This window comes from Halovenus rubra (genome assembly GCF_026586665.1).
GTDB classification, from domain to species: domain Archaea; phylum Halobacteriota; class Halobacteria; order Halobacteriales; family Haloarculaceae; genus Halovenus; species Halovenus rubra.
Genome location: NZ_JAODIY010000011.1, coordinates 36,798 through 62,251, shown reverse-complemented (window position 1 = coordinate 62,251; position 25,454 = coordinate 36,798). Strand labels below are relative to the sequence as shown.

Here is a 25,454-nt window from a genome sequence, read left to right as displayed (position 1 = left end):
GAGCAGGAGTACAATAGCTCTTTAGTCCGTTGACGCCGTGGTATGTTCTACTTCAGTTGTCGCCCCAGCAGGGGATTCTGCATCTTCTGGAATCGCGCTGACACGCTCAAAGACAGACACTGGGTCACGGAAGCGCCGCCAGTTCCACCAGGTTTTAGCAACCGTCCAGAGCTTTCGGCGGTGTGATAGGGATGGTCGCGTCGTGAGCACATCAAACTCCTGTGCCCGAATCAGGCGGTGGTGCTCTGCGTAGAGCACTGCCGCGAGCAGTACTGGAAACTGGCAGTCTTCAGGAAGATATTTGATACCACGAACGCCGTTCCGATAAAGTTGCTCGGCCCGAGACAGCTCAACCCGGATTGCCTGTCGGAATTCAGGGGTACACACTCCGCGCCGGAGCTGGTCAGACGTTACATCGTACCGGTTTAACGTTTCCATGGGTAGGTAGATGCGGTCCAGGTCCGTGATGTCCTCGTCTACATCTCGGATAAAGTTCGTTAACTGGAACGCTTCACCCAAGGCCATCGCGTGGTCACGCGCGGCATCAGGTTCGTCGGCATCCATGATGGCAAGCATCATATTCCCGACCGCGGCTGCCGAGCCACGTGTATATTCTCTGAGGTCTTCAAACGTCTCGTAGCGGTCTGTATCGACGTCGGTGAGCATCGCGTCGATGAATGCATCAACCTCGTGTTCGGAGATGCCTGTTTCGGCCCGAAGCTCGGAAAACGCTTCGACGACCGGGTCCTCGGCAGGCTGTTCGCCAAGGGCAGCCGCTCGGAGGGCATTCAACTTTTCTTCTTTGGCGTCTGGAGGCAACTCGGTATCGCCATCGACCACTTCATCGGAGACTCGAAAGAACCCGTAGAGGACGTAGGTCTGCTCCCGGATTCGCTCCGGTAACAGCCGAGTCGCATAGTAGAAGGTCTGGCCAGTCTGCCGATGAATGGCTTTCCCTCTTTTTCGCTGGGACTCGTTCACAGTATTCTTTCGTTGGGATTCATAATAAAGCCCCAACCTAACATTGTTATTTTTAGAGGGTTAATCATGGGTGGTCAGATAGCCGGACACTACGAATTGACAACTGAGTTATAGATATTTTCGACGGCCAACGACGAGAGCTAGTCTTCGATATAGTCCAGTGTTGACTCGATACGACCGAGCTCTGGACCAGTTGTTCGCTCACCAACAACGTAGCCGTCGTCATTTGCGAGGAGGCCAGAGCCGACAAGCGGGCCGCCGTAATTGATCGTCCCGATGTCAGCAGGCACGTCCAACACAGATTCGAGCTCATCAAGCTGTTCGTCCGGTGTTTTCGGATGACAGAGGACACCATCGTTAGTCGCAACAGCAGCTGTCCCGACGGTATCGACAGTGGCAACTGTGCCGCGGGTAACTGGGACGTTGAGGCCGGATTTCACAGCTTGAACTGCTTCTCGAGACAGGTCTGGGTGGACGTAAGCGCCGTTATCATTGACCAGAACGACATTTCCGGCAGCGTTGATACGGCCCGGCAGTTCAGTGACCGGGACATCGACTGCGTCCGTAATCTGTTTTCGCTCTCGGCTTGAGATACGGCTGCTCACCAACAGTCCATTACTATTGCCTGTCGCCAGCGCGCCAACAGTGCCCGAGCCGCCTACAGTCGTGGCTACGGCCGACACGCCAAGTTCGGCAGCACAGGAGTCGGACACATCCTCGTTGATGTCGGGACGGATGAGGAGACAGTTAGCAGTCGCCCGCGCGAAGACGCCAATATAAGGCGAGCCAGCAAAGGCCGTGCGGAACACGTTACTCTGCTGCTTCGGCTTCGACGACGCTTTCGCCGTCCTCATCGAAACGCGCCGCTCGAACCCGAATCTTGCTTGGCGGGTTCGTTCGACCGTTCGCCCACACAGCCTCGTTTATCGACGGATCCATCCGGACGGCATCTTCGTCGACCGAGTAATGCTGTGCGAGGTGTTCACGGATGGCCGACAGTGCTCTGTCGGCTTGGTCGCTTGACGACCCTGCGAGCGTACTCCGGAGCGGGACGGTCATGACCCGCTCGTCAATATCACTGGAACTCATTCGTCCGTATCACTCCTGCGCCAGTTGCGTCGTTTGGGGTTCCGAATCGTGTCCCGGTCGGTCTTCATGATAACCCATGCCGGCACTCGTGTGTTTTGCTCTTCGAGCTTTGCCAGCCGCTTTTTCTTGGCTTTCGAATTTTTACCCATAGTGTGCTTCCCTTCCCTGCCGTGACTTATATGTGTGTTCTTTTTGCGTCATCCGCCGACCACTCAACGCCTCTTCGGGGCTGTCGTCCTCTTCCTGTGAGTCTCAGGAATAAATATGGTGCGTACCACTCCGTCTTCGGTGGTTCATTGTTTCTCAGAAACAGCTACGCGACAAGCTGACTTCTTTAGATATATGTTTTGATATTCAGATAATGCTGTCGTTTTGATGGTATCAATAGACTGTAATTGCTAAACATCTTCTTTAATAGCACTACTGGACGTGTCTTTGAGCGACATCCGTTATCATTGTCTATAACTAGGCCGTCAAGCTCTATATAATGGGTATACAAATATCATATATGAAAAGACGGTCGTTTCTTGCTACGACCGCACTGGGTGCGACTGTGGGCCTAAGTGGGTGTCTTGATGGGAAACCAGTACTCACTCTCGATAAGAGTGAAATCGTCCCACCCGAGCGCGGATTAATAGAAAAGATCGAAGATGTTGATGGGTCCGGTGAAATCAAATATACAATCCGTTCGGAACATAATCGGTTCGAAGTATTTTATTTTAGAGACCCAGCAGCCTTTACCACGTACCAGAAGGTCACACTCGGTGGTGACGAGATGCCTGAAAAGCCTCCCACCGGATACCAACCGCTCCGAGCAGTCGCCGCGAAAAACAGCGAGCAAGGTGCGTACGAGGCAAAGATGCCGACCGACGGTGGCCGACATTCACTTGATTTTGATGGCACGCACTACTTAGTTGTCGACCACTCAAACTACGGTAATATCGAGGTGCCGGATATGACCGATGAGCTACAAGTCTTCGTCGGTCTGGAAGTTATCAAAGACCGATTCTAGAGGTTGAATCGCTCGATAGCCGTGTACTCCGGTCCTTGTTCCGTGAGCGTACTCTTGGTTAACTGAATCGCCTCAACTGTCATCGTTCCTCCGTCTGGATCGCTCTGTCGGACCTCGTCTTTGACTAGCTCTTTGTTGCCCGCGTGGTCCATCCGAGCGAGTGTCACATGTGGTGTAAAGTTAGAGTTGGCAGGTTCGAATCCAAACTTGGTCACTCGTTTTTCGATAGCTGTGTGTAGCCGCCTCACTGTCTCGCTCCCATTCCGGACACCAAGCCAGATTACCCTGATATAGTTGAGGTGCGGGAATACACCTAGTCCGCCAAACGATACTTCGAAGGGTTCGATGCCAGTGTCAGCAATGGCAGCGTCAACGCCATCAGTGAGTGCCCGAAGGCGCGTCTCCTCTGTCTCTCCCAGAAATTTCAACGTAAGATGGGCCTGCTCAGGATTGGTTGTCCGGAGACCGTCGACCCCGACGAATGGCTCTTGTATGTCGGCAACCTCACCGACTAATTCGTCGAGGCTAACGCTGACGAACAGTCGCATACATTTAGCTTGGTGACGCAGGCCTTAATTGTCCGCCACGCCTACAGAAACTCATGACAAACGACCCGCAGGACCACGAGTTTTCAGAAGGGCAAGGGTTTGATGACCCGTACGATGCGTTCGACCTCGACCCATCTGACCTAGCTGTTGACCCTGATGCAGTCGACCCAGTCGACTCTCACGTACTACCGGACGTACTTGACGAAGAGAACGTCGACACCGATTCAGTAGACACCGAGCAACTTCTCGGTATCGGACTAGAGTATATCCGACTCAATCGGTACGAACAGGCGACTGACTCGCTTGAACGTGTTGCCCGGTTCGCTGACGACGACCGCCTTGAACAGGAAGCGTGGGTGAACAAAGGAGTTGCACATGCCGAACTGGAGGAGTACGACGCTGCCATGGGTGCATACAAGGAAGCTATCGACATTGATGGTAGCTCTGACCACGCCGCGACCGCCGAGACGAACCTTGCCTATGCACTCTGGGAGTTCGGTCGGACCGAGGAGGCACTCGAACACGCTGAACGCGCCGTCGAAATTGACCCACGTTTCGCACAGGCGTGGTACAACCGAGGCGTGTTCCTCAACGAACGAGGTCTCGCGCAGGACGCGCTGGATGCGTTCGATAACGCAATCCGTCTGGGTCACCGCAGTGCTGACCTGCTCGAAGAGAAAGCTATCGCGCTTGAAGACTTGGGTGAAGACGAGCGCGCCGAAGAGGTTGCCGACGAAGCTGAGTCCATCCGAGAAGACCAAGACCAGCAAATGGTAGATGACCACAGTCAACAGATGACTGACGACCAAAACCAGCAGCTTTTCGAATAAGCTATGGCTGGGCTACTGTTGAACGAGCGTGAGACCGAGAAAGGTCAGCTGGTCTCCGTCTGTGATGCGGACGTACTCGGCGAGGAGTTCGAGAATGATGCTGCCTCGCTGACTGTTGACCCGGAGTTCTACGACGGTGAGGCAGCTGACGAACACGACGTTGTCGAGAGTCTCGCAAGTTGCTCTGTCGCCAACCTCGTCGGTACGACCGCAGTCGAAATCGCAATCAAGAACGGCTTTGTTGAGGAAGAGAATGTCCTTGATTTCGATGGGACCCGCCACGCACAGCTGCTGTGGCTATAAGATCGCTCTGTTTCAGGTTTCTTTTCTTGTACATGCGGCGGAAGTTGCCGCTGGCGGAAATACAGTTTTGGGAAACCGAAAAAAAGTTACTTACTCGGGCCTGAACACGATATAATGGCTACGCCTGAATCGGAAATTCTTGACGTCGAGAGTATTCGTGATGACTTTCCAATCCTCGACCGGGATATCGGTGGGAAACAACTCGTCTACCTCGACAACGCGGCGACATCACAGACACCGGAACAGGTTGTCGACGCGATTACCGAGTACTACTACGAGACGAACGCGAACATCCACCGCGGCCTCCACCAGCTTTCACAGGAAGCAAGCGTCGCATACGAAGATGCACACGACCGTCTGGCCGAGTTCATCGGGGCCAGCGGTGGGCGCGAGGAGATGGTGTTCGTCCGGAATACGACCGAAGCCGAGAACTTGATTGCCTACGCTTGGGGGTTAAACGAACTTGGCCCCGGCGACGAGGTCGTCATGACCGAAATGGAGCACCACTCTTCGCTGGTTACGTGGCAACAGATCGCCGAGCGGACCGGTGCAGAAGTCCGCTACATCCGTGTTGACGAGGAAGGTCATCTCGACATGGACCACGCTGCGGAGCTGATAACTGACGACACACAGATGGTAAGCGCGCTCCACGTCTCGAACACGCTGGGAACTATCAACCCGGTCGGTGAGCTTGCCGACCTCGCACACGACCACGATGCATACATCTTCGTCGATGGCGCACAGGCGGTTCCGACGATGCCGGTTGATGTCGAAGCCATCGATGCCGACTTCTATGCCTTCTCCGGCCACAAGATGGTCGGTCCAACCGGTATCGGCGGACTCTATGGCAAAAAACACCTGCTCGAAGAGATGGACCCGTTCATGTACGGTGGCGGGATGATTCGGAAAGTCGAGTTCGAAGAGACGACGTGGCACGACCTGCCTTGGAAGTACGAAGCAGGGACCCCGGCCATCTGTGAAGGGATTGCGATGGCAAAAGCCGCGGACTATCTCGACGATATCGGAATGGAACGCATTGAACGCCACGAGAACGCGCTGGCTCAGTACACCATCGAACAGCTCTCAACGTTCGATGATATCGACATTCTTGGTCCATCGGCGGGCGAACAGCGCGGTGGGCTAGTGTCGTTTACACTCGACACTGTTCATCCACACGACATTTCAGAGATTCTCAACGATTACTCCGTCGCGATTCGTGCGGGTGACCACTGTACGCAGCCGCTCCACGACAAGCTCGGCAAAACTGCATCGGCACGGGCCTCATTCTATATCTACAACACTCGCGAAGAAATCGACGCCCTTGTTGAGGCGCTCGACGCTGCTCGGGACCTCTTCGAGTAGTCGTCTGCGCTCCCTGTTTTCTCTCCCAGTCGCTCTTGCCGTTTTCACTCGTTTCAAATACATTTTCGAGTGAACGGTACCCCGAACCTTTCTATCGTCGGCGGCCGACTGACCGATATGGAGCTTGAGCTTGAGACCGTCTCGATGGGACGAACTGGACTAGAAGTAAGCGAAATTGCGTTCGGAACGTGGCGCTTTGGCCGCGAGACGGCCGCTGGGAACCTCGAAATTAGCCGGGAGCGCGGACACGAACTACTCGATACGTACGAAACAGCAGGTGGGCGGTTTATCGACACAGCAGATGTCTATGGAGGAGGCGTGAGCGAAGAATGGATTGGCGAGTGGCTTGCTGACCGCAACCGCGACGAGTACGTTATCGCCTCGAAAGTGTTCTGGCCGACGCGTGAAGACGACCCAAACGCTGGCGGCCTCAACCGCAAGCATCTGCGCAATCAGATTGATGCCATGCTCGACAGGCTCGGAACGGAGTATCTGGATGTCCTATACATCCACCGGTGGGACGATGCGACGCCAGCCCGTGAACTGATGCGGACGCTGAACGGATTGGTCGACGACAGAAAAGTCCACTACCTCGGTGCGTCGACGTTCCGACCCAACGGCTGGCGTATTTCGCGTGCCAACGAGATTGCCCGCCAGTACGGTTGGGAACCGTTTACTATCACCCAACCTCGCTACAATCTAGTCAACCGCGAAATCGAGGCAGAGTACATGGAAATGTGTCGCGAACTCGATATCGGTATCGCTCCATGGAGTCCTCTCGGACAAGGATTTTTGACCGGTAAGTACGAGCGTGACGCTGACATGCCTGATGACTCTACTGCCTCTGACTCTGACCGCTGGGAACAGAATTACTTGACTGAAGAAAACTTCGACGTGCTTGATGATGTTCGGGCTGTCGCTGCCGATACTGGCGCGTCACCAGCACAGGTTGCACTCGCGTTCCAGCTTCACCACCCAAACATAACAGCTCCAATCGTCGGTGCGCGGACAACCGACCAGCTTGAAGAGAACCTCCGGGCTGCGACTGTTTCGCTTTCAGACGAGCAGTTCGAACGCCTTGACGAATCGAAAGGCGACCCATACGGTGCAATCTAAGATAGCAATGACAGACACTGAGATCACTTCAACTGCATTCAAACGCCACACGCTCTCCCTTGCAGAGTCATTTACCATCTCTCGGGGCACAATCGAAGCGGCTCCTGTGGTAACCGTCGAAGTTGCAGACAATGCCGGGCGCGTCGGTGTTGGCGCCGCTGGCCCTTCCTCGTACTACAACGAAACAGCTGATAGCGTGGCGGCAACACTACCGACACTACTCGACGCTGTCGAAGCCATAGGCGACCCGCACGCACAGCAACTTATTGCAGACCGACTGGTCGAACTCGCGCCCGAAGAGGCCGCTGCCCGTGCTGCCGTCTCGATTGCTGTCCACGACCTTGCGTCGACACAGGCTGAAGAACCGTTATACCGTCGCTGGGGTCTCGACCCTGGTCGGGCCCCAAGCACGTCGTATACGGTTGCCATCGACTCGCCCGAAGAGATGCGTGACCGGGCTCGGCGAGCGGTCGACCGAGGCTTTGACGTGCTCAAGGTCAAGCTCGGGACCGCTGGGGACCGGGAACGGATCGAGGCAGTCAGAGAAGGCGCACCTGACGCGCGAATCCGTGTTGACGCTAACTGTGACTGGACCGCCGAGGAGGCTGTCGCAAACACGAGATGGCTGGCTGACTACGGTGTCGAGTTTGTCGAGCAGCCAGTCCCAGCTGACGACATCGAAGGGCTTCGCCGCGTCTCAGTCGAAGGTAACATTCCAGTTGCAGCCGATGAGTCCTGTGTTACGGCGGCAGATGTCCCGACTGTGGCTGATGCTGTCGATATCGTAGTAGTGAAGCTGATGAAATGTGGTGGTCTCCGGCCCGCCCGTAACCAGATTCTCGCCGCGAATGCACACGACCTGTCCGTTATGCTAGGCTGTATGACAGAGAGTAACGCATCGATTGCGGGCGCGTGTCAGCTGGCACCGCTAGTTGACTACGCGGACCTTGATGGTGCACTGTTGCTTGCTGACCACGCGTACGACGGCGTTCCGATGCCTGAAGGAGCTATCGACCTTACTGCTGTCGAGAGTGGTACTGGCGTTTCACAACTAGACTGACCGGTTCTTGACTTTCTGTGGGTCAATCCGCAGTTGTTGGCGTGGTTGTCGTTGTGCTTTGGACCGAAAGCTGGCCGGAGAGCGCAATGAATCCGAACCCGATTTTCGCGACGACATCGAGATACGAGATGACTAATGCCGATGTTCCAATTTGGATCAGGCCAAGCCCGACTGGTGCAAAGACCCAGATAAGCGGGTATATGAGCCATAGCACGATAACGAACGCCCGAAGCTTCCGGAACGTCGAAAGTACCGGTGATCCCTGTGCAGCCGTGTCAAACTCGGCGTACGTGTAGTAGACGACACCGGCAAATGTGAGTCCTCCAGCGCCAAAGAGGAGCCACTTGAGCGGTGAGGCCGCGTACGCGCCGCCAAAGCCCAGAACGATTGTCGCGCCCATCAGCCCTATCGATTTATAGACAGCTCTTGTGGCCGCTCCGGCCAACAGACCTAAATAGAGGACGTGAAGGGGAGTGGTCAGTAGCCAGTCGATATACCGGTAGATGAACAGGCTGTCTCCGGTTTGTGTTTCGATACTCCCGTATCCAAGTGCCATTAGAGCATACGCAACAACGGCAATAAACGGGACAGCAACCAGTAGTGAGTATCGACGACGGTTCGAACGGGGAACCAGTCGGAAGCCGTACGCAAGCCCAAGAGTTCCAGCCAACATCCCAATCGTCCCCAGCGTGTACCAGGTGCTTAGTCCAGCCATTATGCATCACCTCCGCTCACTGCGACAACACCGTCTTCCTCGCCGGTGACAGTAAAGCGCGAGAGTAGCTGGTCAAGTGCCTCTGTCCGCTCTCGGAGTTGATTTGCAGAATCAGACACCTCCGAAATGGAGTCGGCCTGCTGTTCTGCTGCATCGGCAACCGTATCGGCTTCACGTGCTGTCTCCTGACTGATGTCCGTGAGGTCATCAATTACTTCCATGACGTTCTGTGAGGTGCGTGCCTGTTGTTCGGTCGCCTCGTCTATCTCTTGAATCCCAACATCAACCTCTTCAGTGTATTCGACAATACGTTCGAGCGCGTCGACTGCTTCGCCGACAGTCTCGGTACCAGAGGTGATACGGTGACTCGTCGTTTCGATTGTTTCGACTGTCTCGCCGGTCTGTGACTGGATGCGTGCGATTCGGTCTTCGATATCCTCCGCTGCCTCGCGAGTCTCCTCAGCGAGGTTTTTGACCTCGTCAGCGACAACAGCAAACCCGTCTCCGCCCGCATCCGCACGGGCAGCTTCGATTGACGCGTTCAACGCGAGCATGTTTGTCTGCTCGACGATATTGGTAATGAGGTCGACGATATCCCCAATCTCGTCGAGTTCGTCCGCGAGTTCGTTTATCTCGGTTACTGTTTCGTCGGTTTCCTCGTCAATTGCATTCATTTCGTCGATAGCTTCCTGTGCCGCTTCCCGGCCAGTTTCTCCCACTTCGGCGGCAGACTGAGAGGTGCTTGCGACCTGTTGTGCAGAAGAAGCAACCTCTTGGGCGATGGCCGATAGGTCTTCCATGTCTGAGGCTGCATCTTGCAGTCGGTCGTTTTGCTCGGAGGCTCCCTCGAAGATTTCTTCGATTGATTCCCGCACTTCCTGACTGGCAGTATCGACTTCAATGGCGTTCTCTCCGGCACGGTCGCTTGCGTCCAACACCTCTCGTGCGAACGATTTTGTCGTCGAAAGTATCTCTTCAAGCGCATCCAACGTCGTGTTTATCTCCTCACCAACAGACTGCATCGCCTCGTTCTCGCTGTCAGGGTCAACCCGCCGGGTGAGGTTGCCCGCTGCAACGTCATCGAGCACTTCCCGGTACTCTGTTGCCTTTGATTCCAGCTCTTGGTTTATCTGTTGCATCCGCTCACTTTCCTCGACTGCTCCCTGTTTGGCTTCCTCGGCTTGTGCACGCGCCTTTTCGGCTTCTTCTCGGGCGGTTTCAGCCTCACCAATCTTCTCGCGTAACGACGACCGCATATCGTCAAATGAGTTGTAGAGAACGCCAAACTCGTCTTCACGAGAGGTCGACAGCTCCACATCGAGGTCGCCATTGCCCATCTGCTGGGCCCGTTCGGTCAGCCGTCGGAGTGAGGTTATCGTGTTGGTTCCGACGGTAACACCAACTAGGCCAAGATTGATGATAGCAAACAGAATAAGCCCAAGAAGGTTGGAGTTTATCTGATTACTCAACGCCAACGCAGCCTCGCGGTCCGTCTCAACGACCACAACCCAGTCGGTTGATTCAAGCCCGGTAAAGGTCAGTAGTTGTTCTTCTCCGTCATCAAGGAAGCGACTCTCTTCGCTTGTAACCCCCTCGTAATTCTCGGCATCGATAGCTGACTGTTCGAGAATCCGGTCCCCATCGGGGTGCGTAACGTAGGTTCCTTCTTGATTGATGATCGTAGTACTCGAGTTTTCAGCGTCGGCTGCAATCGAGTTCGACTTCGCTTGGATATCAGGCATATAGACGAGTACATAGTTTTGCTCGCCGGTTACTGGCGATAGAGCCGCAATAATTGGGTGGTCAGCCAGCGAAACACTAAACGGCTCGGTGATATGTGTATCGTGTGGTCCGGAAAATGTCGGCGGGTTCTTGGCAAATGCGGCCCCCTGCTCACTAGGGTCTGCGCCAATAAACTGCTCGTTAGAACTCGCCTCGATAGTCATGGTCTCTGTATTGAGATAGTGAACAGCAGCAACATGCTTGGAAACCTGTTTGTTTTCGACCCATCTACTCAGTTGTTGGCTTATTTCCTCCTCTGTAGCGCCGTTCAACAACGGGTTGTCCGAACTTGCTCTCACGCTTCGCTCGGTACTTTGAAGCCAGGAATCAAGCTGTCCACCTTGAGAGTTTGCTAACTCTTTGGTGTCTTTCTCGACATTATCTTCGAGCGTACTGGACGCTTGTACGCTGATGATTGTCCCGAATGCGAACATCACCAGAATAGCGAAAGCGAGAGCAACGCCCAGTTGGACAGCATAACTCCCCTGGATAAACGATGGTAGTACTGAACTCTTCCTGTCAGCCATTGTTTTTGATAGCTCCGGAAACCGATTAAATGTATGCCTACCATTTTTGTATTTGATACTGCCTCGGAGCCACAAGTGCTTAGCCCCAGCCGTGTCTGAACGATAGTATGGACATTGCTGTGCTGGGTGCCGACAGGGCGGCACAAGAGATTGCGCGTGCTTGTCTCCTTGCTGGTGAAACAGTCCGGCTCCACGCTACTGACGCGACTGCTGTAATGGACGGCATCGACATTATCGAGCGAGATATCGACGATGCATACGATACGGGCTACGTCGACGCCGACCGGCGGGACATGGCTGTCAAGCGCCTCGAAGGAACAACGGGACTAGATGCCGCAGTGACTGACGTTGATATCGTCATCGACGCGACAACACAGGACGTCTCAGCGTTACAGACACGGTTTGCCAAACTGGAGGAGTTGCTTGACGATGCCGTTGTTTCGAGCGCTGTTTCAGCAATCTCTGTCACGAACGCGGCAGCAGGGCTCCGACAGCCCAAGCAAGCAGTTGGCTTTCGCTTTCACCGCTTTCCGGAGCCGTTCGTTGAGGTTGTCATGGCTGAGCAGACCGGCTCGGAGGCTGCATCTCTTGCTTGGCAACTCGCTGAGCGTGTCTCAAGTGACTGCGTCTCTGTTCGAGACACTCCCGGCAACCTCTCGTTGCGACTCACGCTCGCGCTCGAAGTTGCCGCAATCCGGATGCTTGATGAGGGGGTAGCTGGTGTTGAGGCCATCGATACTGCATTCAAGCACACGTATCGCTCCGAGGTCGGTCCGCTCGAACGAGCAGATAGCGTTGGTCTCGACGAGCGGTACGATACCTTACGATCGCTTTCCGAGCGGCTTGGTTCGCGATTCGAGCCGCCACCGATGTTAACTGCGCTTGTCGAGGAGGGACAGACAGGCAAGGAAGCTGGAGAAGGATTCTACATCTGGGAGGACGACACTCCAACGCGAAGTGCGCTTGCAGACCCAACCATCCCGGACGAACAGTATCGTCCGGACTCTGCCGAATGAGACATGTAAGCCAGTACCAGAACTTTCGTCGAAGTTAACAAGCGTTAAAAGCCATGACGCTAAACGGGACGACATGAGCGGACTGCAAGAGCAAATCAGAAATCAGTGTATCTCCTGTGGCATCAACGTCGCAGGGTCTAACGCCGCACAGTTTGACTGTCCGGAGTGTGGCCACCAAGTCTATCGCTGTGCCAAGTGTCGCAAACAGAGCAACCTCTATCAGTGCCCAGACTGCGGGTTCACAGGACCATAACGATGGGTGACGTAGCAGCCGCAGTCAAAGTTATGCCGAACAGCCCGGAAATCGACCTAGACGACCTGCAAGACCAACTTGAGGAGTCCCTTCCAGAAGGCGCAGAAATTAGCGGCGTCAATACTGATGACGTTGCTTTCGGCCTGACCGCGCTTATTCCGACGGTTATCGTTCCTGACGAGGAGGGCGGAACCGAAGCCGTCGAAGAAGCATTTTCGACTGTTGACGATGTCGAAAGCGTCTCCGTCGAAGACGTCGGTCGGCTCTAGACGGTCTTCGTTCTCTGTTGCTCGAACACGACAAGCGACAGCTAACGGAGTGGCTCCGGCGACGGTGGCATCGCTCGTTTGTGGTAGCTTTTCTCGTGTAGGTCCCGAACATGCTCGATAGCCGACTCTTCGACACCAATCTCGTCCGCGGTTGCCTGTGCTGAGACCGGCCCGTCGATGTGGAGCGCAAGGATTGAATCGAGCGTGTCGTAGCCGACGCCAAGCTCAGACTCGTCAGTCTGGTCGTCCCACAGCCCGGCAGTTGCCGTTTTGGTCGCCATCCGCTCGGGAACACCGAGATGTTCGGCGAGCTGTCTGACCTGCTGTTTGTAGAGGTTACCGATTGGGTGACAGTCTACTGCACCGTCTCCATACTTCGTGTAGTAGCCGACCGCCGCCTCGCTCCGGTTGCCCGTACCGAGGACCAGCCCGCCACGCCGGTTCGCTTCGAAAAAGGCAAGGATTGCCCGGATACGCGCTCGGAGGTTTCCAACGGCTACCTGTACCGCGTCGTCTCCCATCTCGTCGGGGTCGACGTTCGGGTTAGCAGCCAGAAACGCCTCGACAAGTGGGTTAATCTCGACGATGTCGTATTCGATGTCGAGTAGTTCGCTTGCGACGCGTTCGGCATCGCTCATATTCTCGTCGATGTTGACAGTGCTTGGTAGGACGAGTCCGTAGACTGCCTCTTGGCCGAGAGCTTCGACGGCAAGATGGGATGTAAGCGTGCTGTCGATACCACCCGAGAGACAGATGACTGCTGATGCAGCCCCTGACGCGTTGTAGGTGTCGGTAATAAACGAGGTTATGTGGTCGCGCTGGCGTTCCAGTTCGGCTTTCGAGAACCGGAGGTCGAGAGGGTTGTCCGCGCTTGCGGTGTCCGTCATGCCCGTGAGTTGGCGTGAACAGTGATAAACCGGTCGGAACCCAGTAGAATTGTGACCGATTTACAAAAAAATGGACGTTCGTTCACTGAAAGAAACGCTACACTGAAGTACGCCCGGGATGGCATTTCCAATGTGCGCGGTTGGTCTAGTGGTAGGACATGAGCTTCCCAAGCTCATAGCCCGGGTTCAATTCCCGGATCGCGCACTGCCTGTTTCGTTTTCCTTATTAGCTCTTGACTCTCCGTGGCCCACTCAGCCAATACCTGTGACGCGGAACACTCTCAGCGCTTGCATTTGCTTGCATCACGTGACTTCCCTCGCTATGTATGTCAGAGAGTCGTCGTTAGACTGTTCGGGTCAGTCCAACATTAGACTGTCCAGTTGTCGTGCAGCACTTCGTCTGGAGAGTACACCGGCAGCGAGTGAACACAGCAACGTGAGTGTAACCCCGACGATAGCCACCCACTCAGGCACGAATGTTTGTGTCCCGTAGAGAGCAATAACCGCAGGAGCGGCCAGAACTGCAACAGCAAGTCCATGTCCGGCCATTGCGAACTTGCCTGGCGTAAGTGGCCCGTCAGTCTCGATTGGGACTGCTTCGAGACGGGGGAGAATGAGGCCGAACGCGATGCCGGTTGGAACCGTCCCGAGGAAGACCGCAATACAGACCACCATCCCAGGCAAAATGAGCGATGGCGGTCCGATGAGAAGCCCACCGGCGACGATTGTCGCAACCGTGACTGGAAGCCCGATAACAGCGGCAGTGAGCGCGTAGCCGGTGACAATTTCGTCCCCATTTGCAGTAAGTAGGTGTGGCAGTGTCCCACCCTCTGAGGAGAGCGGATTGAGCGTCAACACGAACCCAGTCATCCAGACGGCGTACAGCCCCATTGAGAGGGGGAACAACGCGAAATGGCTTCCCTCGGGGTCGACAACAGCCAGACCGACAATAAGTAGCGGGACACCCAGCAGCCCGAGGACCATTGGTTTCCGCCGTGACTGGAGCCAGAGTCGCCAAGCCACTGCGCGGGCAGGTCCTTCGACACCGAGGGATTCGAGCCACTGTCCGACTTGGGTCCGATTGGTTCCCGGCGCGGGACGCTGGTCGCCGCTGAACCACGTTCGCTGGGCAAGCCGCTCAATGAGAATTGCGATAAACGGAATGGTCGCAGTGCTAACCACGATGGTCCAAACGAGTGCCGTCCTGTCGGGTGTAACTGCGGGAATTCCTGAGAGAAACGCTTCAGCGAAGTTTGCTACCGGTATCTGTGAGAGAACCGTAAGTGTTGCATTCGGGTAGCCAAGCGCAAACGAAACAACAACAATGCCGACACCACCGACGATAACTCTCCCGACAGCGCCAAGGCGGAATCCAGAGGCAGCCACGCCCAACCGGAGGGTCATCCCGGTTAGCTCGGCAGTGAGAAATAAGAGCAAAAACGAGAACATCACTAGCGGGTCTCTGGTTGGCAAGCCAAGTCCCCAAAGGAGTGTAACGACTGCTGTGATGGCAAAGAGTCCGTACAATGCCAGACGGCGTGCATACTCTGCGAGCATCGTCCCCCACAGCGTCGGACGAATATCTGCCGAGCGAAGCAAGAACCCACCGCCGGGGACCTGACTAGCGTGTGTTGGCGTTCCCTTTAGCGCGGTGGCGACGTTGAACAGCCAGAGAACAACGATTCCACCGCGGACGCCGTTCCGAAGCTCGGTTGGGTCAAGCTCGCCTGTCGTTCCAGTCGCCCCCTCTACGCCGGGCATCTGTGACCCGGCAAACACCACATACACCCACACCGCTACAAAAAAGCCAACTTGTAACAAGAGAGTACGTGGCTGGTCGAGTGCGCGCCGCAAACTCCGGTGGAGTTGCAAGCGTGCAACGAGAAGCGCGTTGTAAAGGGGCGTTATGGCGCTCATTGGTCCGTTAGCTCGATGACGGCAGCTTCGAGGTCGGCGTCCTCAGCGACGCTTGCTGAGAGTGATTCTGGCGACGCGTCGGCGACCAGCCGTCCATCGCTGACGATGCCAACCTGGTCACAGATTGATTCGACGGTGGCGAGGTCGTGAGAAGAAATCATCACGGTTGTCCCGTCATCACTGACCTCGTTGACGAGTTCTCTGACCGTCCGCGTCGCCCCCGGGTCAAGACCGTTCAGTGGCTCATCGAGTATCAGTATTGGGGGGTCATGAAGCGTCGCCTGCGCGAGGCCAAGTTTCCGGCGCATTCCCGTCGAGTAACCGCTAACCCGGCGGTCGGCGGCGTCGACGAGGTCGTACCGCTCTAGTGCGTGCTCAACCCGGTCACCATCGTCAAGTCGCCGAAACTGGGCTGCGTACTGCAGTTGCTCACGGCCGGTGAGTTCGTCGTACAATGGTGCCTCTGCCGGAAGATAGCCAACTGTGTCGGTGAGCTCTTTTCGGTTGCTAGCTGCGGTTCCATCGACTAATGCAGTCCCGGCATCGGGAGACAGAAGGCCGACGAGCATTCGTATTGTCGTCGTTTTGCCAGCACCGTTTGGCCCAACAAAACCGTAGACCGTCCCGGACGAGATTGAGAGGTCGAGGTCGTCAACTGCCAACACGTCGCCAAGCTGCTTGGTCAACCCTCGTGTTTCGATTGCAGTCGTCACTATCACTGTGTGTTTCACGTTGACGTATAGTCATTTCGCCCTCGATTGTACGAGGAGAGACAGCGCTTCAGGTTTCAGATGGAACCTACCCACTCTCCGTGGGTTGTTCGCTTAGAAGCGCTGGGACTGAAATTGCACCGAAAGAAGGCGGGCGATTTGTTTTGGCTCGGCGTCATCAGAAATCGAAGCTGTCTGGCTGGCTTGAAAAGCGCACGGCGAATTTCGAACCCTGAGGACTCCACGTGTTCAAATTCTCAGTGAACGATGTTAGAACTCACGTTCTGTTTGTGGCAAAATACGGTGGGACTGGGATTTGAACCCAGGAGGGGCAAAGCCCCACCTGCTCTCAAGGCAGGCGCATTAGGCCACTTTGCTATCCCACCAAGCTCCACCCCAACGTTTTTTCTCCCCCTTCTAAGACCTGTCGGAACTCGGTGCGACCGTCCCGTCGTCAATTTGCAAGGCCAACTCTTCGAGACAGGCGGTCGTCCGTGATGGGACAATTCGTTCGGCAGCGTCTCGCGCACGGATAAGTGCAGCCGTTGTCGCCAGCCCAGATTGCGTGTCGATTCGCGGTAACACAGGAAGGTATTCGACCGATAGCCCTGCCTCTCTTGCACGTTGTGTCATCGTCTCAACTGCAGGCGAGTCGTAGCTATCGGTAAAGTCAACCGGCTCGCTAAACCCAGCAAAGTAGAGTCCGCCGTCCGTGGTTGGCCCAAGAACAACATCGCTTGCCCGGAGCTTCATTGCCATTGCTCCGATATGGTCGCGCCGGAGAAGTGGCACAGTCGGGTCAAGTACACCCGCTGTTGGCTCGGATTCTGTCTCGAGTAGATAGGTGAGTGCGTTCCCGACGCGGCTATCGTCGGTCTCTCCGACCTGTACCTCGTAACGGGCGGCATCCGGATTTGCCAGTTCGTCTGCCAGCAGGTCACGCAACTCTGTCTCAGGAGCGTCACTTGCCACACGTTCGGCGTCGGGATAGTTCACCAGCAGGTCAGCCTCACCGTGCTGGACCGTGGTACATACATCCAACAGCGAAGCGCGGTACAGCACCGACGCTTCTTCCCGAGACAACGGCTCGGGCTGTAACGCGGGCAATGGCTCCTCATCGGCCAACTCGGCCGGCACAACAACGGTAGTCATACAGAGCGTTCAGGGGTGTGGACCCTTGGGATTTTATATTGGGACTCCGTAGCAACAGTTGATGCAATGGCGTACGCTCGCGGGCACGGCTGTCGTGACGGCTGTTTCCCTTGCAGTGTTGGGTATCGTTGCTAACTTTGTGTTGTTTGGAAACAAGCTGTTGCGTTCCTCTCAATGGCAACAGCCAGCGCTTTTTTCTCTTGGAATCGTCGTGTTGTCGCTGCTGGTCTTTGCTGCGATGGGACGCCCATGGAAGCGCTGGAGCCGCACAGCGTACTGGTAACTAGACGGCTCACCACCGTAGAACCCAGAACTGTTTTCCCCCACGGTCTCCAACTTTAGCGTATGGTGCTGGAGCTCGCCCTGACGAATCTGCCGCTTTTGTTGATACTGGTCGGTGCAGGCCTCGTCATCGCTGAGGCGTTCGCACCCGGAGCGCATTTTTTTGTCGTTGGGGTCGCGCTGCTGGCTGCTGGATTGGTGGGGTTTCTCGGTGCCTTCCTGTTGCCGGGACCGATTAATCTCCTCTTGATGGCTATTGTTGTCCTTCTTAGTTCGCTGGCGACGCTGTGGGCATATCGCCAACTCGACGTAATGGGTGGCCCCGGCAAAGGGAAAACCTCAGACTCCTCGTCACTCCGAGGGTCGACGGGACGCGTCACTGAACGCGTGACACCGACGAAAGGTGAAATCAAACTTTCTGACGGCGGTTTCAATCCCTACTACAAAGCTCGCAGCATGGACGGTGAAATATCGGAAGAGGAAGAAGTTATCGTCGTCGACCCTGGTGGTGGCAACGTCGTTACGGTCGAATCTGTCTCGAAAATTGGAAACGATATCGACCGCGAACTCGAAAGAGAACGTGAACGGGAAGCGGAAACTGAGACGAGCTAACTGTTTGGGTCAGACCCGGTGTCGTCGGTAGCATCACTTCCGCTGTCGTCGCCATCATCTCCGTCATCACCGTCGTCATCGTACTGCTGTTCGGCGTCCTGAATGTTGTCTTTGAGTGATTTAAGCTCCGATTCCACGTCGATACCAACAGCGTCAGACTGGTCTATCTCCGGGCCTGCGCTGTCTTGTTGTGTCTCTGGTTGTGTCTCGTCTTCGGCCAACTCGCCTTGGACCTGTTCACGGAGTTCTCTAGCACGTGACAGTAGTTCATCGGCCTGCTCGTTTTCAGGACGGGATTCGAGTGCCGTCTGGAGGTCTGTCAAGACGCCATCGAGCTGTGACAGTGATGCCTTGCCGACCTCTTCGGCACGAGACCGTGCCTCTGACACCGCGCCGTCAGGCGACGGCTTCCGGCCATCTGCGAGCCGGACAGCGCGCTGTAGTAATTGGAGTGCACGGACGTTTGTCCGGAGAACCAGAATAATGCCCGGAATCGCGACCTCACTCGTAAATCGCGATAGTTCGCTCGGGGTCGGTAGCCGCGGGCCCCGTGGGCGTTCGGACTCTACCTCCTGTTCTAGCTCGCGGAGGGTCGTCGTGAGGTCTGTCAGGAGCTGTGAAAGCTCCGGGTCGGAATCCGAGTCGCTCATACGTATCCTATGCCCCCGCGATACAAAAACGTACCACGATTGTCTCTCAATAGGTCGTTGTCAGTCGTCAGCAGTACAGGGTGTTGCGTTGCTTCTCTCGGACGTACTGGTTGGCTCGCTGTCTGTGGTCGGTGCCGATGTATTCGACACGAACGGCTGTAGCTTGTCGATTCCAAACATCATTCCAACTACCGTAGCGGTTCCAGCAATCGGCAACGCGGTCGCAAACGGGTTCGTCGCGACGACGACGCAAGCGCTCACGGCGCTCACCGCCAGCAGCAAATGCTCCGCGCGAGATAGATTCGAAATCGCAGTGCGATATCGTTCTTTCATCAGTACCTAGTCATAGCCTCATACGTATAAATATAAGCTTAATTATACTTCTGTCGGATTCTCTACTGAAATTAATTTCATAGAATGTGATACCATTTCTCATGAATGTGAACTATTGGGCCATGAGGTGTCGTTCTCTGTCTCACAGTTTAGGCAGACCAAAATCCTTTTATTTTTAGGGATGCCTAATCAGTAGTAATGGACTCATTCAGACAACAGCGGGAGCCGACAAGTCAGCCAGACCCACAAGACGAGGAGAACAGTGTGTCGGTCCACCAGAGTTCACCCGACCGCACAGTCTTCACCGAGGATGGGAACACTGACGGCTGGATTGCAACTGACCTGACTGTCTCGCTGGAACGGTAACTGCCCAGAGACCGTTGGGTCTCGAGTCAGCCACGCACGCTTGCCGTTGGCGGTGGTCGCTGCTGTGCAATCTTTGAGACACAGTGTCTCTCACTGTCTACGCTGTGTGGAATCTACGCCCAGAGCTATTCTCTTTTGTGAAATTCTGCTTACCTTATTTATACCTTCCTTGTCTCACCTGTGAGTATCAGTTGTGACATGTTCAGCCGACCAACACTCTTTGTGTAGCCTTTTAGGACTGGTGACACTAGCTCAGGTATGACAGTCACTGCATTTCTTGCAGTCTCACCGACCGTCGACGGAAGCATGGCCCCGGAGATAGCGAAGGCAGTCGAAGCCTTAGAGCAGTTCGATGTGTCTTACGAGACAACGCCAATGGGAACAATACTCGAAGCTGACGACGTATCGGAGATATTCGCCGCCGCGCAGGCTGCTCACAGCGCGGTCGACAGTGACCGCGTTGGCACGTTCCTCAAAATTGACGACAAGCGGACAGTTGACGACCCAGCAACAGCAAAAGTTGACGCAGTCGAAGAACATCTTGGTCGTGAAGCCAGCGGGCAGCGGTAGCGCAGTTTTGTTGGTCACAAAGTCCACGCGTTGATAAGGGAGGCCCTCGGAAGATGTCCGTATGGAGAGTCTCAATCGGATGGCAACCGAACTGGTCGACGAGGCCATCGACTTCGCGGAGGAGCTTACTATCGACGCACATACGCTCCCAAACGAGGCGACGGTACTCGACTTCGGTGTCGACCTCCCGGGCGCTCTGGAGGCTGGCCTATTGCTCGCTGAAATCCAGACTGCCGGGCTGGCTACAGTTGGGAGCACCGTCGACGAACTCGCTGGAGCACCGCTTACTCACGTCGAGGTGACCACGGACCACCCGGCGCTGGCATTGCTGTGTTCGGGAAAAGCTGGCTGGGAGCTCGAAACCGAGAACTTTCAGGGTCTCGGGAGCGGCCCAGCTCGTGCACTCGTCGCTGAAGAAGAGATATTCCGGAACATCGGCTTCGAAGATGAGTTCGATTTCGCCGTACTGGCGGTTGAATCCGACCAGCTACCGACCGCTGAAGTCGCGTCAACAGTCGCCGAACGCACTAACGTTCCCGAGAGCAGTATTTTCTTGCCGACATTCTCGACTGCAAGTATCACCGGGAGTGCCGTCGCCGGCTCGCGAGCGGCCGAGCTTGCTGTCTTCCGGCTTGCTGAGTTGGGGTATGATCCGCTTGATGTGCTTTCGGTGAGCGCCTCGGCTCCACTTGCGCCTGTTGCTGAGAGTGAACCCACAGCGATGGCCCGAACGAACGATGCAGTCGCCTACGGTGGCCAGGTTCACCTTGTCGTCGAAGAGCCCTTCGACAAATTTTCCCAAATCGTCTCGACTGCACCGACAGAGTATGGTGACCCATTCGTCGACATTTTCGAGTCTGTTGATTGGGCATACGGCGACCTACCAGTCGAGTTGTTTGCCCCGGCACAGGTGACTGTCGACGTTCGTGGCGGGGATACCCACGTTTACGGGGAAACCGACGAAAGCGTTCTGGCAGAGAGCTTCGGACTCTGATGCGGTACCGACAGCTTCCCCCTGTGGGAGACCTCACAGACCTGGAATCTGTCTACTTGGCTGTCCCGAGAGACGCCGACGAGACTGCTGACTGCTGTCGACGGCTCTGTCGCCGGACAACTGTCGAGACGCGAACACACGCCAGCCAGTGGCTTGTCTTTCTGACTGCAGTTGGCTGTGTCTCTGATGACGGGGCTGGATATTATCGCCAAGAGACAACACTCGACGCAGCGACACTCGGTGACGAGTTTGTTTCGCATGTCTTTGGTGTCCCGGCTGTTCTAGCTGTCTTTGAGGCTACGGACCGAGCGCTTACGCGAGACGAGGTTGCTAATCGTATCGACGGTCGCACTCGTGACCGGCTTGAACGCACCGACCCGGGACCTGTTTATCTCGACCGGGTACTTGGCTGGGCTGTGACGCTTGGCCAACTGACAATCGCCGACAACGGGTATATGCTGTCAACGACTGCGTAGCTGTCTCTTACTGTTCGTGTTCGGGTTCACGCCGACCGAATATCGGACCACGAATGTCGGTAATGACACGCCAGCCGAGCGCAAGACCGCTGATGAGGAGAGTGAACCCAAATATTTGCCGGACAACCGGCAGTGCGTCTTCGCGTCGGTCGACGGTTAGCACCTCAAGCGAGCCAGTTTTCACGTTGTCGTTAGTGGCAACCGAGTAATTGTACTCACCAGCCCCAGCGTTCTCGGGCGCAAGGCTGAACGTTACCGATATCGTCTCGTTTGGGCCGATTGTTCGCTGTGTCGAATCGACTACCTCACCGTTGAACTCAAGGCCAATTGGCGTCGTCGCTGTGAGTGTTCCCGTGTTTTTTACTGCCGCAATAACCTCCGTCTCATCTTCCTGCCAGACTGTCTCTGAGTCATCAAGCGCTGTCACATCGTGGTCCGGGCGCTCGGCGACAGTTGTCGTCTCCGTCGTGCTCTCGTTTCCGGCACGTATTGTTGTCGAATAGTTCCCCGGTTCGTCAGGCGCGGTTACCGAAACAGTGAGCTCTTTGGCCTCGCCGGGGGATAGCCTGATTGCTGTCTGGAGGAGTCCACCCTCAGTCGTCACCCACTCCGGTTCGATGGCGGCAGGTATTCTTTTCGAACGCTCTCCACGGTTCATGAGGCTGACACGCAGTGTAACCCGTTCGCTGGCGGCAACCTCCGAAGAGACGCTCGTGTCGATAATTGCGGCTGTCTCGTTTTGAGCGGAGCGTGCTGTCTCGCGGCCGGTAAGCCAGTCGTGGTGGCCTCCGACACCGAGTCGAGTCCGGGTATCGACACTATCACCATGAAGTGGCTCAGTCACGACAGTTACTGCTCCGGTTGCACGCCCGTCGAAGGCGTCGACACGCCACTGCTCGCGTCCGTTCTCGGTTTCCAGTGCCATCACCTCGCCCGCGTCGGTCCCGGCATACAGCGTGTCATTGAATACATTTACCACCAGCACCTCTTGGTCGTCGCTTTTGACGCGCCACCGTTCTTCCGCAGAGTTGGCGTTAATCGCCACAATTGTCGAACTGACACTTGTGATGGGCGACTCCGTGGCAGCATAGATTGACGATGCTGAACTGTTCTCGCTGGGGTCGCCAACAATTGGGTTGTGTATGGTAGCACTGTTTTCCTTATAAGTCCAGTACCGTTCGCCGTCGGTTGGGTTGAGTGCGTACATATACACACGCCCTTCTGCGGCGTAGGCAACTGGCTCGGCCGTCGTGTTCTTTCCAGTCTGTCGTAACTCCGAGTCGACGACCACAACAGGTGGCGACATCCGACCGAATTCGCTGCTGTTTAACTGCAAGTGTTGCTCACCAGTCTCGGTGTCAAAGCTGTACACTCCCGACACACCAGTGATGAGCAACGAGTCTGGCCCGTTTTGATTCACACTTGGCGTCCCGCTGGTGTGATACGACTCGTCGTTGTTCACTTTCCGCCACTGGCGCTCACCGGTTCCAACCGAAAACGCTGACAGAGTCCCATTCATCGTGCCGACGTACACTGTCTCGTTAAAAACCGTCGGTGAGCCACCGACTGTTCCCTGGACCGAGCTGTTCCACTGTTCTGTTCCTGTGGCGGCATCGAGTGCAACAAGCCCCCTTTTATCGGTAAAATAGAGTGTCCCGTTATCGATGCTTAACCGTGTGCTCGAACTGTGAGCGAGTTCGTAGTGGGTCCACTCGATGCCGTTGGTACTGTCTGTCCACTGGGTGTCGCCGGTTACTGCATCCAGTGCGTGTATCTTCCCGGGGGAACGAACGTAGACCGTTCCGTTCGAGACCAGCGGTGACCGGAGCAACCCACTGAGATTTCTGGACCAAGACGTCTCTCCTGTCTCGGCGTCGAGGGCTGCGATTTTTCCTGTGGCTGAGCCGATGTACACCGTCTTTCCCCAGGCAATAGTGCGTGGCTCCTCAACACTACGCTCTGGTGGGCCAAAATCTAGCTCCGTCTCTAGCCCACCATCGAGCGTCGAAGCGGTCACTCCACCGCCAGTCTCACTTTCCAGAAACGGGAGACCGACGACCAACACAGCAAGGGCAGCGACAATAAGCAACAGTGCCATCCCACCCAGTGTGGCCTGTGGCCACGTCCAGCGTCGCTCGGATTGTATCCACTCTCCGCCCCGTAGCTCCGTCTCAAAGTACGTGGCCCAAAGCTGGTCGGCCGCTACGGTATCACAGCCGTAGATAAGACGACTCCGGAGGTCACTCGCGTCAACCAGCGGTTGCTCAGTATCGTCGATGGTTGTTCGCTCGCTGTTCTCGACACGTGGTGAAACTACGCAGTCAAACACGTCTGCTGGCGGGGGGTCCGAACGCAAACGGGCCAGTCGACCTGTTGGCCGGACCAGCAACCGCTGTTCGCGGTCGCTCTGTTGGGCGACGACAACAGCTCCGTCGATTGTCGTCTCCCAGCCAGCCAGAGACCAGAGGTCGGCCACAAACGCCTGAAACCTGTCGTGAGTTAGCGTTTGAACGTGCTCAGCAAACGCCGACGTAGGAATCGTCGACATTGCAAGTCATTCTGGACTCAACAGAGATATGTATATCGTTATCTTCTAACACAGAACACAAGTTGACACGAAAGTATCAGCGCCGCAAAATTAGAGGCCGTGGATGTTCTCTTCGGCTTCAAGCAGTTCGTGGTAGCGGTTCCGAATCGTAACCTCGGAGATATTTGCCACTTCACTGACCTCACTCTGAGTTACTTTCTCGTTTGTCAGCAACGAAGCCGCATAGACGGCAGCAGCGGCGAGACCAACGGGTGACTTGCCCGAGTGAACACCCTGTTCTTTGGCGGTGCTGAGCAGTTGGCGCGCGCGCCGTTCGACTTCCTCAGAGAGAGTCAGCTCAGAGACAAACCGTGGAACATAACTCTCAGGGTCGGCAGGCTCGATTTCGAGTTGGAGTTCCCTGACAACGTATCGATACGTCCGCGCAATTTCGTCTTTCTCGACGCGTGACACCTGCGTCAACTCGTCGAGCGAGCGCGGTGTTCCGGCCTTCCGAGCGGCCGCGTACAACGATGCGGTCGCGACCCCTTCGATAGAGCGGCCGGGAAGCAAGTCGTCTTCGAGCGCGCGTCGGTAGATGACACTCGACGTCTCCCGAACATTCTCAGGCAGACCAAGCGCGGAGGCCATCCGGTCGATTTCGCCAAGAGCCTGCTTGAGGTTCCGCTCCCGCGAGTCACGGGTACGGAACCGTTCATTCCAGGTACGTAACCGTTGCATCTTCTCGCGTTGGCGACTCGACAGCGCGTTGCCGTACGCGTCTTTGTCTTGCCAGCCGATGTTTGTCGACAGGCCCTTGTCGTGCATCATATTTGTCGTCGGTGCACCGACGCGGGATTTCTCGTCTTTTTCACGGGAATCGAACGCACGCCACTCCGGACCAGGGTCGATTTCTTCCTCCTCGACGACCAGTCCGCAGTCTTCACACACAGTTTCGCCGTGTTCTGCATCCGATGTTAGATTGCCGCCACACTCTGGGCAATCAACAGTCTCGTCGGACGAGCGTTCGGACTCTTCCTCATCATCCTCGTTTTCACGCGCATAGCGTCTCGTGGTGGTGTCGGTCATTGTGGACTGAAGTTGGGCTCAGTGCC

Annotated in this window: 30 protein-coding genes and 2 tRNA genes; 16 read left to right on the top strand and 16 right to left on the bottom strand. The window is 55.9% G+C overall.

Annotated features, from left to right (window positions below):
- Positions 1 to 21: 21 nt before the first annotated feature.
- The 4 genes from N5098_RS11200 to N5098_RS11185 all read right to left on the bottom strand — a co-directional run bounded on the left by N5098_RS11200 (position 22) and on the right by N5098_RS11185 (position 2,219).
- On the bottom strand, positions 22 to 981 hold the full coding sequence (locus tag N5098_RS11200; protein ID WP_267637958.1) for a phytoene/squalene synthase family protein: 960 nt from the start codon (positions 979 to 981) through the stop codon (positions 22 to 24).
- A 140-nt stretch (positions 982 to 1,121) separates the two neighbouring features.
- Positions 1,122 to 1,790 carry a translation initiation factor IF-6 gene (locus N5098_RS11195; RefSeq protein ID WP_267637957.1) on the bottom strand — a complete coding sequence of 223 codons (669 nt, stop codon included), beginning with the start codon at positions 1,788 to 1,790 and terminating at the stop codon, positions 1,122 to 1,124.
- Position 1,791: 1 nt separating this feature from the next.
- Positions 1,792 to 2,070 (bottom strand): 50S ribosomal protein L31e, encoded by a 279-nt coding sequence (locus N5098_RS11190; RefSeq protein ID WP_267637956.1) that lies wholly within the window; start codon positions 2,068 to 2,070, stop codon positions 1,792 to 1,794.
- Complete coding sequence (locus N5098_RS11185; protein WP_267637955.1) at positions 2,067 to 2,219, bottom strand: 50S ribosomal protein L39e; 153 nt, start codon at positions 2,217 to 2,219, stop codon at positions 2,067 to 2,069. Before N5098_RS11185 ends, N5098_RS11190 begins: the two co-directional genes overlap by 4 nt.
- Positions 2,220 to 2,578: 359 nt before the next feature.
- Between N5098_RS11185 and N5098_RS11180 the strand changes: the two genes are divergently transcribed.
- Positions 2,579 to 3,082: a hypothetical protein gene (locus N5098_RS11180; protein WP_267637954.1), complete on the top strand. Its 504-nt coding sequence runs from the start codon at positions 2,579 to 2,581 to the stop codon at positions 3,080 to 3,082.
- Here the strand turns inward: N5098_RS11180 and thpR are convergent.
- Entirely contained in the window at positions 3,079 to 3,630 is a 552-nt protein-coding gene (thpR, locus tag N5098_RS11175; RefSeq protein WP_267637953.1) for an RNA 2',3'-cyclic phosphodiesterase, read from the bottom strand. The genes N5098_RS11180 and thpR overlap by 4 nt on opposite strands.
- Before the next feature lie 53 nt (positions 3,631 to 3,683).
- Between thpR and N5098_RS11170 the strand changes: the two genes are divergently transcribed.
- The 5 genes from N5098_RS11170 (at position 3,684) to N5098_RS11150 (ending at position 8,301) form a co-directional block, all read left to right on the top strand.
- Positions 3,684 to 4,460, top strand: a complete 777-nt coding sequence (locus N5098_RS11170) for a tetratricopeptide repeat protein (protein ID WP_267637952.1) — start codon at positions 3,684 to 3,686, stop codon at positions 4,458 to 4,460.
- A 3-nt stretch (positions 4,461 to 4,463) separates the two neighbouring features.
- Complete coding sequence (locus N5098_RS11165) at positions 4,464 to 4,763, top strand: DUF424 domain-containing protein (RefSeq protein ID WP_267637951.1); 300 nt, start codon at positions 4,464 to 4,466, stop codon at positions 4,761 to 4,763.
- Between the two features lie 114 nt (positions 4,764 to 4,877).
- Positions 4,878 to 6,125: an aminotransferase class V-fold PLP-dependent enzyme gene (locus tag N5098_RS11160; protein ID WP_267637950.1), complete on the top strand. Its 1,248-nt coding sequence runs from the start codon at positions 4,878 to 4,880 to the stop codon at positions 6,123 to 6,125.
- 117 nt (positions 6,126 to 6,242) lie between these two features.
- Positions 6,243 to 7,241, top strand: coding sequence for an aldo/keto reductase (locus tag N5098_RS11155; RefSeq protein WP_267637949.1), 999 nt, complete (start codon positions 6,243 to 6,245; stop codon positions 7,239 to 7,241).
- Between the two features lie 7 nt (positions 7,242 to 7,248).
- Entirely contained in the window at positions 7,249 to 8,301 is a 1,053-nt protein-coding gene (locus N5098_RS11150; protein ID WP_267637948.1) for a dipeptide epimerase, read from the top strand.
- Between the two features lie 22 nt (positions 8,302 to 8,323).
- Here N5098_RS11150 and N5098_RS11145 read toward each other — a convergent pair whose 3' ends face one another.
- Positions 8,324 to 9,016 (bottom strand): bacteriorhodopsin, encoded by a 693-nt coding sequence (locus N5098_RS11145; protein ID WP_267637947.1) that lies wholly within the window; start codon positions 9,014 to 9,016, stop codon positions 8,324 to 8,326.
- Positions 9,016 to 11,325, bottom strand: a complete 2,310-nt coding sequence (locus tag N5098_RS11140; RefSeq protein WP_267637946.1) for a methyl-accepting chemotaxis protein — start codon at positions 11,323 to 11,325, stop codon at positions 9,016 to 9,018. Before N5098_RS11140 ends, N5098_RS11145 begins: the two co-directional genes overlap by 1 nt.
- 107 nt (positions 11,326 to 11,432) lie before the next feature.
- Between N5098_RS11140 and N5098_RS11135 the strand changes: the two genes are divergently transcribed.
- From N5098_RS11135 to N5098_RS11125, 3 genes are all read left to right on the top strand, one after another.
- The gene (locus N5098_RS11135) at positions 11,433 to 12,341 is read left to right on the top strand and encodes a 3-hydroxyacyl-CoA dehydrogenase family protein (protein ID WP_267637945.1); all 909 of its coding nucleotides are present in this window, start codon (positions 11,433 to 11,435) and stop codon (positions 12,339 to 12,341) included.
- A gap of 73 nt (positions 12,342 to 12,414) precedes the next feature.
- A complete protein-coding gene (locus N5098_RS11130) occupies positions 12,415 to 12,594 on the top strand; it encodes an HVO_2753 family zinc finger protein (protein WP_267637944.1) in 180 nt (59 codons plus the stop codon).
- 2 nt (positions 12,595 to 12,596) lie between these two features.
- Positions 12,597 to 12,863, top strand: a complete 267-nt coding sequence (locus N5098_RS11125; protein ID WP_267637943.1) for an elongation factor 1-beta — start codon at positions 12,597 to 12,599, stop codon at positions 12,861 to 12,863.
- A gap of 41 nt (positions 12,864 to 12,904) precedes the next feature.
- Here the strand turns inward: N5098_RS11125 and N5098_RS11120 are convergent, their stop codons facing one another.
- A complete protein-coding gene (locus N5098_RS11120; protein ID WP_267637942.1) occupies positions 12,905 to 13,750 on the bottom strand; it encodes an NAD+ synthase in 846 nt (281 codons plus the stop codon).
- A 134-nt stretch (positions 13,751 to 13,884) separates the two neighbouring features.
- Between N5098_RS11120 and N5098_RS11115 the strand changes: the two genes are divergently transcribed.
- A tRNA-Gly gene (locus tag N5098_RS11115) sits at positions 13,885 to 13,955 on the top strand.
- A gap of 152 nt (positions 13,956 to 14,107) precedes the next feature.
- Here the strand turns inward: N5098_RS11115 and N5098_RS11110 are convergent.
- The 4 genes from N5098_RS11110 to N5098_RS11095 form a co-directional block, all read right to left on the bottom strand.
- Complete coding sequence (locus N5098_RS11110) at positions 14,108 to 15,667, bottom strand: hypothetical protein (RefSeq protein WP_267637941.1); 1,560 nt, start codon at positions 15,665 to 15,667, stop codon at positions 14,108 to 14,110.
- Positions 15,664 to 16,380, bottom strand: a complete 717-nt coding sequence (locus N5098_RS11105) for an ABC transporter ATP-binding protein (protein WP_267637940.1) — start codon at positions 16,378 to 16,380, stop codon at positions 15,664 to 15,666. Before N5098_RS11105 ends, N5098_RS11110 begins: the two co-directional genes overlap by 4 nt.
- Before the next feature lie 298 nt (positions 16,381 to 16,678).
- Positions 16,679 to 16,763, bottom strand: a tRNA-Ser gene (locus N5098_RS11100).
- Positions 16,764 to 16,794: 31 nt separating this feature from the next.
- Complete coding sequence (locus N5098_RS11095; protein ID WP_267637939.1) at positions 16,795 to 17,529, bottom strand: DUF2064 domain-containing protein; 735 nt, start codon at positions 17,527 to 17,529, stop codon at positions 16,795 to 16,797.
- 61 nt (positions 17,530 to 17,590) lie between these two features.
- Here N5098_RS11095 and N5098_RS11090 point away from each other — a divergent pair, with 61 nt between their 5' ends.
- Together N5098_RS11090 and N5098_RS11085 are read left to right on the top strand one after the other, a co-directional pair.
- On the top strand, positions 17,591 to 17,812 hold the full coding sequence (locus tag N5098_RS11090) for a hypothetical protein (RefSeq protein WP_267637938.1): 222 nt from the start codon (positions 17,591 to 17,593) through the stop codon (positions 17,810 to 17,812).
- A gap of 62 nt (positions 17,813 to 17,874) precedes the next feature.
- Positions 17,875 to 18,423: an NfeD family protein gene (locus N5098_RS11085; RefSeq protein ID WP_267637937.1), complete on the top strand. Its 549-nt coding sequence runs from the start codon at positions 17,875 to 17,877 to the stop codon at positions 18,421 to 18,423.
- Here N5098_RS11085 and N5098_RS11080 read toward each other — a convergent pair.
- Positions 18,420 to 19,073: a DUF7547 family protein gene (locus N5098_RS11080; RefSeq protein WP_267637936.1), complete on the bottom strand. Its 654-nt coding sequence runs from the start codon at positions 19,071 to 19,073 to the stop codon at positions 18,420 to 18,422. The genes N5098_RS11085 and N5098_RS11080 overlap by 4 nt on opposite strands.
- Before the next feature lie 60 nt (positions 19,074 to 19,133).
- Positions 19,134 to 19,406, bottom strand: a complete 273-nt coding sequence (locus N5098_RS11075) for a hypothetical protein (RefSeq protein WP_267637935.1) — start codon at positions 19,404 to 19,406, stop codon at positions 19,134 to 19,136.
- A 198-nt stretch (positions 19,407 to 19,604) separates the two neighbouring features.
- On the opposite strand from N5098_RS11075, the gene N5098_RS11070 reads away from it, so the two are divergent.
- The 4 genes from N5098_RS11070 (at position 19,605) to N5098_RS11055 (ending at position 21,812) form a co-directional block, all read left to right on the top strand.
- Positions 19,605 to 19,772: a hypothetical protein gene (locus N5098_RS11070; RefSeq protein ID WP_267637934.1), complete on the top strand. Its 168-nt coding sequence runs from the start codon at positions 19,605 to 19,607 to the stop codon at positions 19,770 to 19,772.
- Between the two features lie 258 nt (positions 19,773 to 20,030).
- A complete protein-coding gene (locus N5098_RS11065; RefSeq protein ID WP_267637933.1) occupies positions 20,031 to 20,342 on the top strand; it encodes a thiamine-binding protein in 312 nt (103 codons plus the stop codon).
- Between the two features lie 61 nt (positions 20,343 to 20,403).
- Positions 20,404 to 21,336: a methenyltetrahydromethanopterin cyclohydrolase gene (gene mch, locus N5098_RS11060; RefSeq protein ID WP_267637932.1), complete on the top strand. Its 933-nt coding sequence runs from the start codon at positions 20,404 to 20,406 to the stop codon at positions 21,334 to 21,336.
- Positions 21,336 to 21,812, top strand: a complete 477-nt coding sequence (locus tag N5098_RS11055) for a double winged helix-containing putative transcriptional regulator (protein ID WP_267637931.1) — start codon at positions 21,336 to 21,338, stop codon at positions 21,810 to 21,812. The genes mch and N5098_RS11055 overlap by 1 nt, the downstream gene beginning before the upstream one ends.
- A gap of 7 nt (positions 21,813 to 21,819) precedes the next feature.
- Here N5098_RS11055 and N5098_RS11050 read toward each other — a convergent pair whose 3' ends face one another.
- Together N5098_RS11050 and N5098_RS11045 are read right to left on the bottom strand one after the other, a co-directional pair.
- The gene (locus N5098_RS11050; protein ID WP_267637930.1) at positions 21,820 to 24,360 is read right to left on the bottom strand and encodes an outer membrane protein assembly factor BamB family protein; all 2,541 of its coding nucleotides are present in this window, start codon (positions 24,358 to 24,360) and stop codon (positions 21,820 to 21,822) included.
- 90 nt (positions 24,361 to 24,450) lie between these two features.
- Complete coding sequence (locus tag N5098_RS11045; RefSeq protein ID WP_267637929.1) at positions 24,451 to 25,428, bottom strand: transcription initiation factor IIB; 978 nt, start codon at positions 25,426 to 25,428, stop codon at positions 24,451 to 24,453.
- Between the last annotated feature and the right edge of the window lie 26 nt (positions 25,429 to 25,454).

Excerpts from the sequence above, each read along its gene's own strand:
- N5098_RS11140 (WP_267637946.1), bottom strand. The coding sequence starts at position 11,325 with ATGGCTGACAGGAAGAGTTCAGTACTACCATCGTTTATCCAGGGGAGT.
- N5098_RS11125 (WP_267637943.1), top strand. The coding sequence starts at position 12,597 with ATGGGTGACGTAGCAGCCGCAGTCAAAGTTATGCCGAACAGCCCGGAA.
- N5098_RS11130 (WP_267637944.1), top strand. The coding sequence starts at position 12,415 with ATGAGCGGACTGCAAGAGCAAATCAGAAATCAGTGTATCTCCTGTGGC.
- thpR (WP_267637953.1), bottom strand. The coding sequence starts at position 3,630 with ATGCGACTGTTCGTCAGCGTTAGCCTCGACGAATTAGTCGGTGAGGTT.
- N5098_RS11085 (WP_267637937.1), top strand. The coding sequence starts at position 17,875 with ATGGTGCTGGAGCTCGCCCTGACGAATCTGCCGCTTTTGTTGATACTG.
- N5098_RS11110 (WP_267637941.1), bottom strand. The coding sequence starts at position 15,667 with ATGAGCGCCATAACGCCCCTTTACAACGCGCTTCTCGTTGCACGCTTG.
- N5098_RS11095 (WP_267637939.1), bottom strand. The coding sequence starts at position 17,529 with ATGACTACCGTTGTTGTGCCGGCCGAGTTGGCCGATGAGGAGCCATTG.
- N5098_RS11055 (WP_267637931.1), top strand. The coding sequence starts at position 21,336 with ATGCGGTACCGACAGCTTCCCCCTGTGGGAGACCTCACAGACCTGGAA.
- N5098_RS11190 (WP_267637956.1), bottom strand. The coding sequence starts at position 2,070 with ATGAGTTCCAGTGATATTGACGAGCGGGTCATGACCGTCCCGCTCCGG.
- N5098_RS11155 (WP_267637949.1), top strand. The coding sequence starts at position 6,243 with ATGGAGCTTGAGCTTGAGACCGTCTCGATGGGACGAACTGGACTAGAA.
- N5098_RS11170 (WP_267637952.1), top strand. The coding sequence starts at position 3,684 with ATGACAAACGACCCGCAGGACCACGAGTTTTCAGAAGGGCAAGGGTTT.
- mch (WP_267637932.1), top strand. The coding sequence starts at position 20,404 with ATGGAGAGTCTCAATCGGATGGCAACCGAACTGGTCGACGAGGCCATC.
- N5098_RS11075 (WP_267637935.1), bottom strand. The coding sequence starts at position 19,406 with ATGAAAGAACGATATCGCACTGCGATTTCGAATCTATCTCGCGCGGAG.
- N5098_RS11050 (WP_267637930.1), bottom strand. The coding sequence starts at position 24,360 with ATGTCGACGATTCCTACGTCGGCGTTTGCTGAGCACGTTCAAACGCTA.
- N5098_RS11065 (WP_267637933.1), top strand. The coding sequence starts at position 20,031 with ATGACAGTCACTGCATTTCTTGCAGTCTCACCGACCGTCGACGGAAGC.
- N5098_RS11120 (WP_267637942.1), bottom strand. The coding sequence starts at position 13,750 with ATGACGGACACCGCAAGCGCGGACAACCCTCTCGACCTCCGGTTCTCG.
- N5098_RS11135 (WP_267637945.1), top strand. The coding sequence starts at position 11,433 with ATGGACATTGCTGTGCTGGGTGCCGACAGGGCGGCACAAGAGATTGCG.
- N5098_RS11185 (WP_267637955.1), bottom strand. The coding sequence starts at position 2,219 with ATGGGTAAAAATTCGAAAGCCAAGAAAAAGCGGCTGGCAAAGCTCGAA.
- N5098_RS11145 (WP_267637947.1), bottom strand. The coding sequence starts at position 9,016 with ATGGCTGGACTAAGCACCTGGTACACGCTGGGGACGATTGGGATGTTG.
- N5098_RS11160 (WP_267637950.1), top strand. The coding sequence starts at position 4,878 with ATGGCTACGCCTGAATCGGAAATTCTTGACGTCGAGAGTATTCGTGAT.
- N5098_RS11165 (WP_267637951.1), top strand. The coding sequence starts at position 4,464 with ATGGCTGGGCTACTGTTGAACGAGCGTGAGACCGAGAAAGGTCAGCTG.
- N5098_RS11070 (WP_267637934.1), top strand. The coding sequence starts at position 19,605 with ATGGACTCATTCAGACAACAGCGGGAGCCGACAAGTCAGCCAGACCCA.
- N5098_RS11080 (WP_267637936.1), bottom strand. The coding sequence starts at position 19,073 with ATGAGCGACTCGGATTCCGACCCGGAGCTTTCACAGCTCCTGACAGAC.
- N5098_RS11045 (WP_267637929.1), bottom strand. The coding sequence starts at position 25,428 with ATGACCGACACCACCACGAGACGCTATGCGCGTGAAAACGAGGATGAT.
- N5098_RS11150 (WP_267637948.1), top strand. The coding sequence starts at position 7,249 with ATGACAGACACTGAGATCACTTCAACTGCATTCAAACGCCACACGCTC.
- N5098_RS11090 (WP_267637938.1), top strand. The coding sequence starts at position 17,591 with ATGCAATGGCGTACGCTCGCGGGCACGGCTGTCGTGACGGCTGTTTCC.
- N5098_RS11180 (WP_267637954.1), top strand. The coding sequence starts at position 2,579 with ATGAAAAGACGGTCGTTTCTTGCTACGACCGCACTGGGTGCGACTGTG.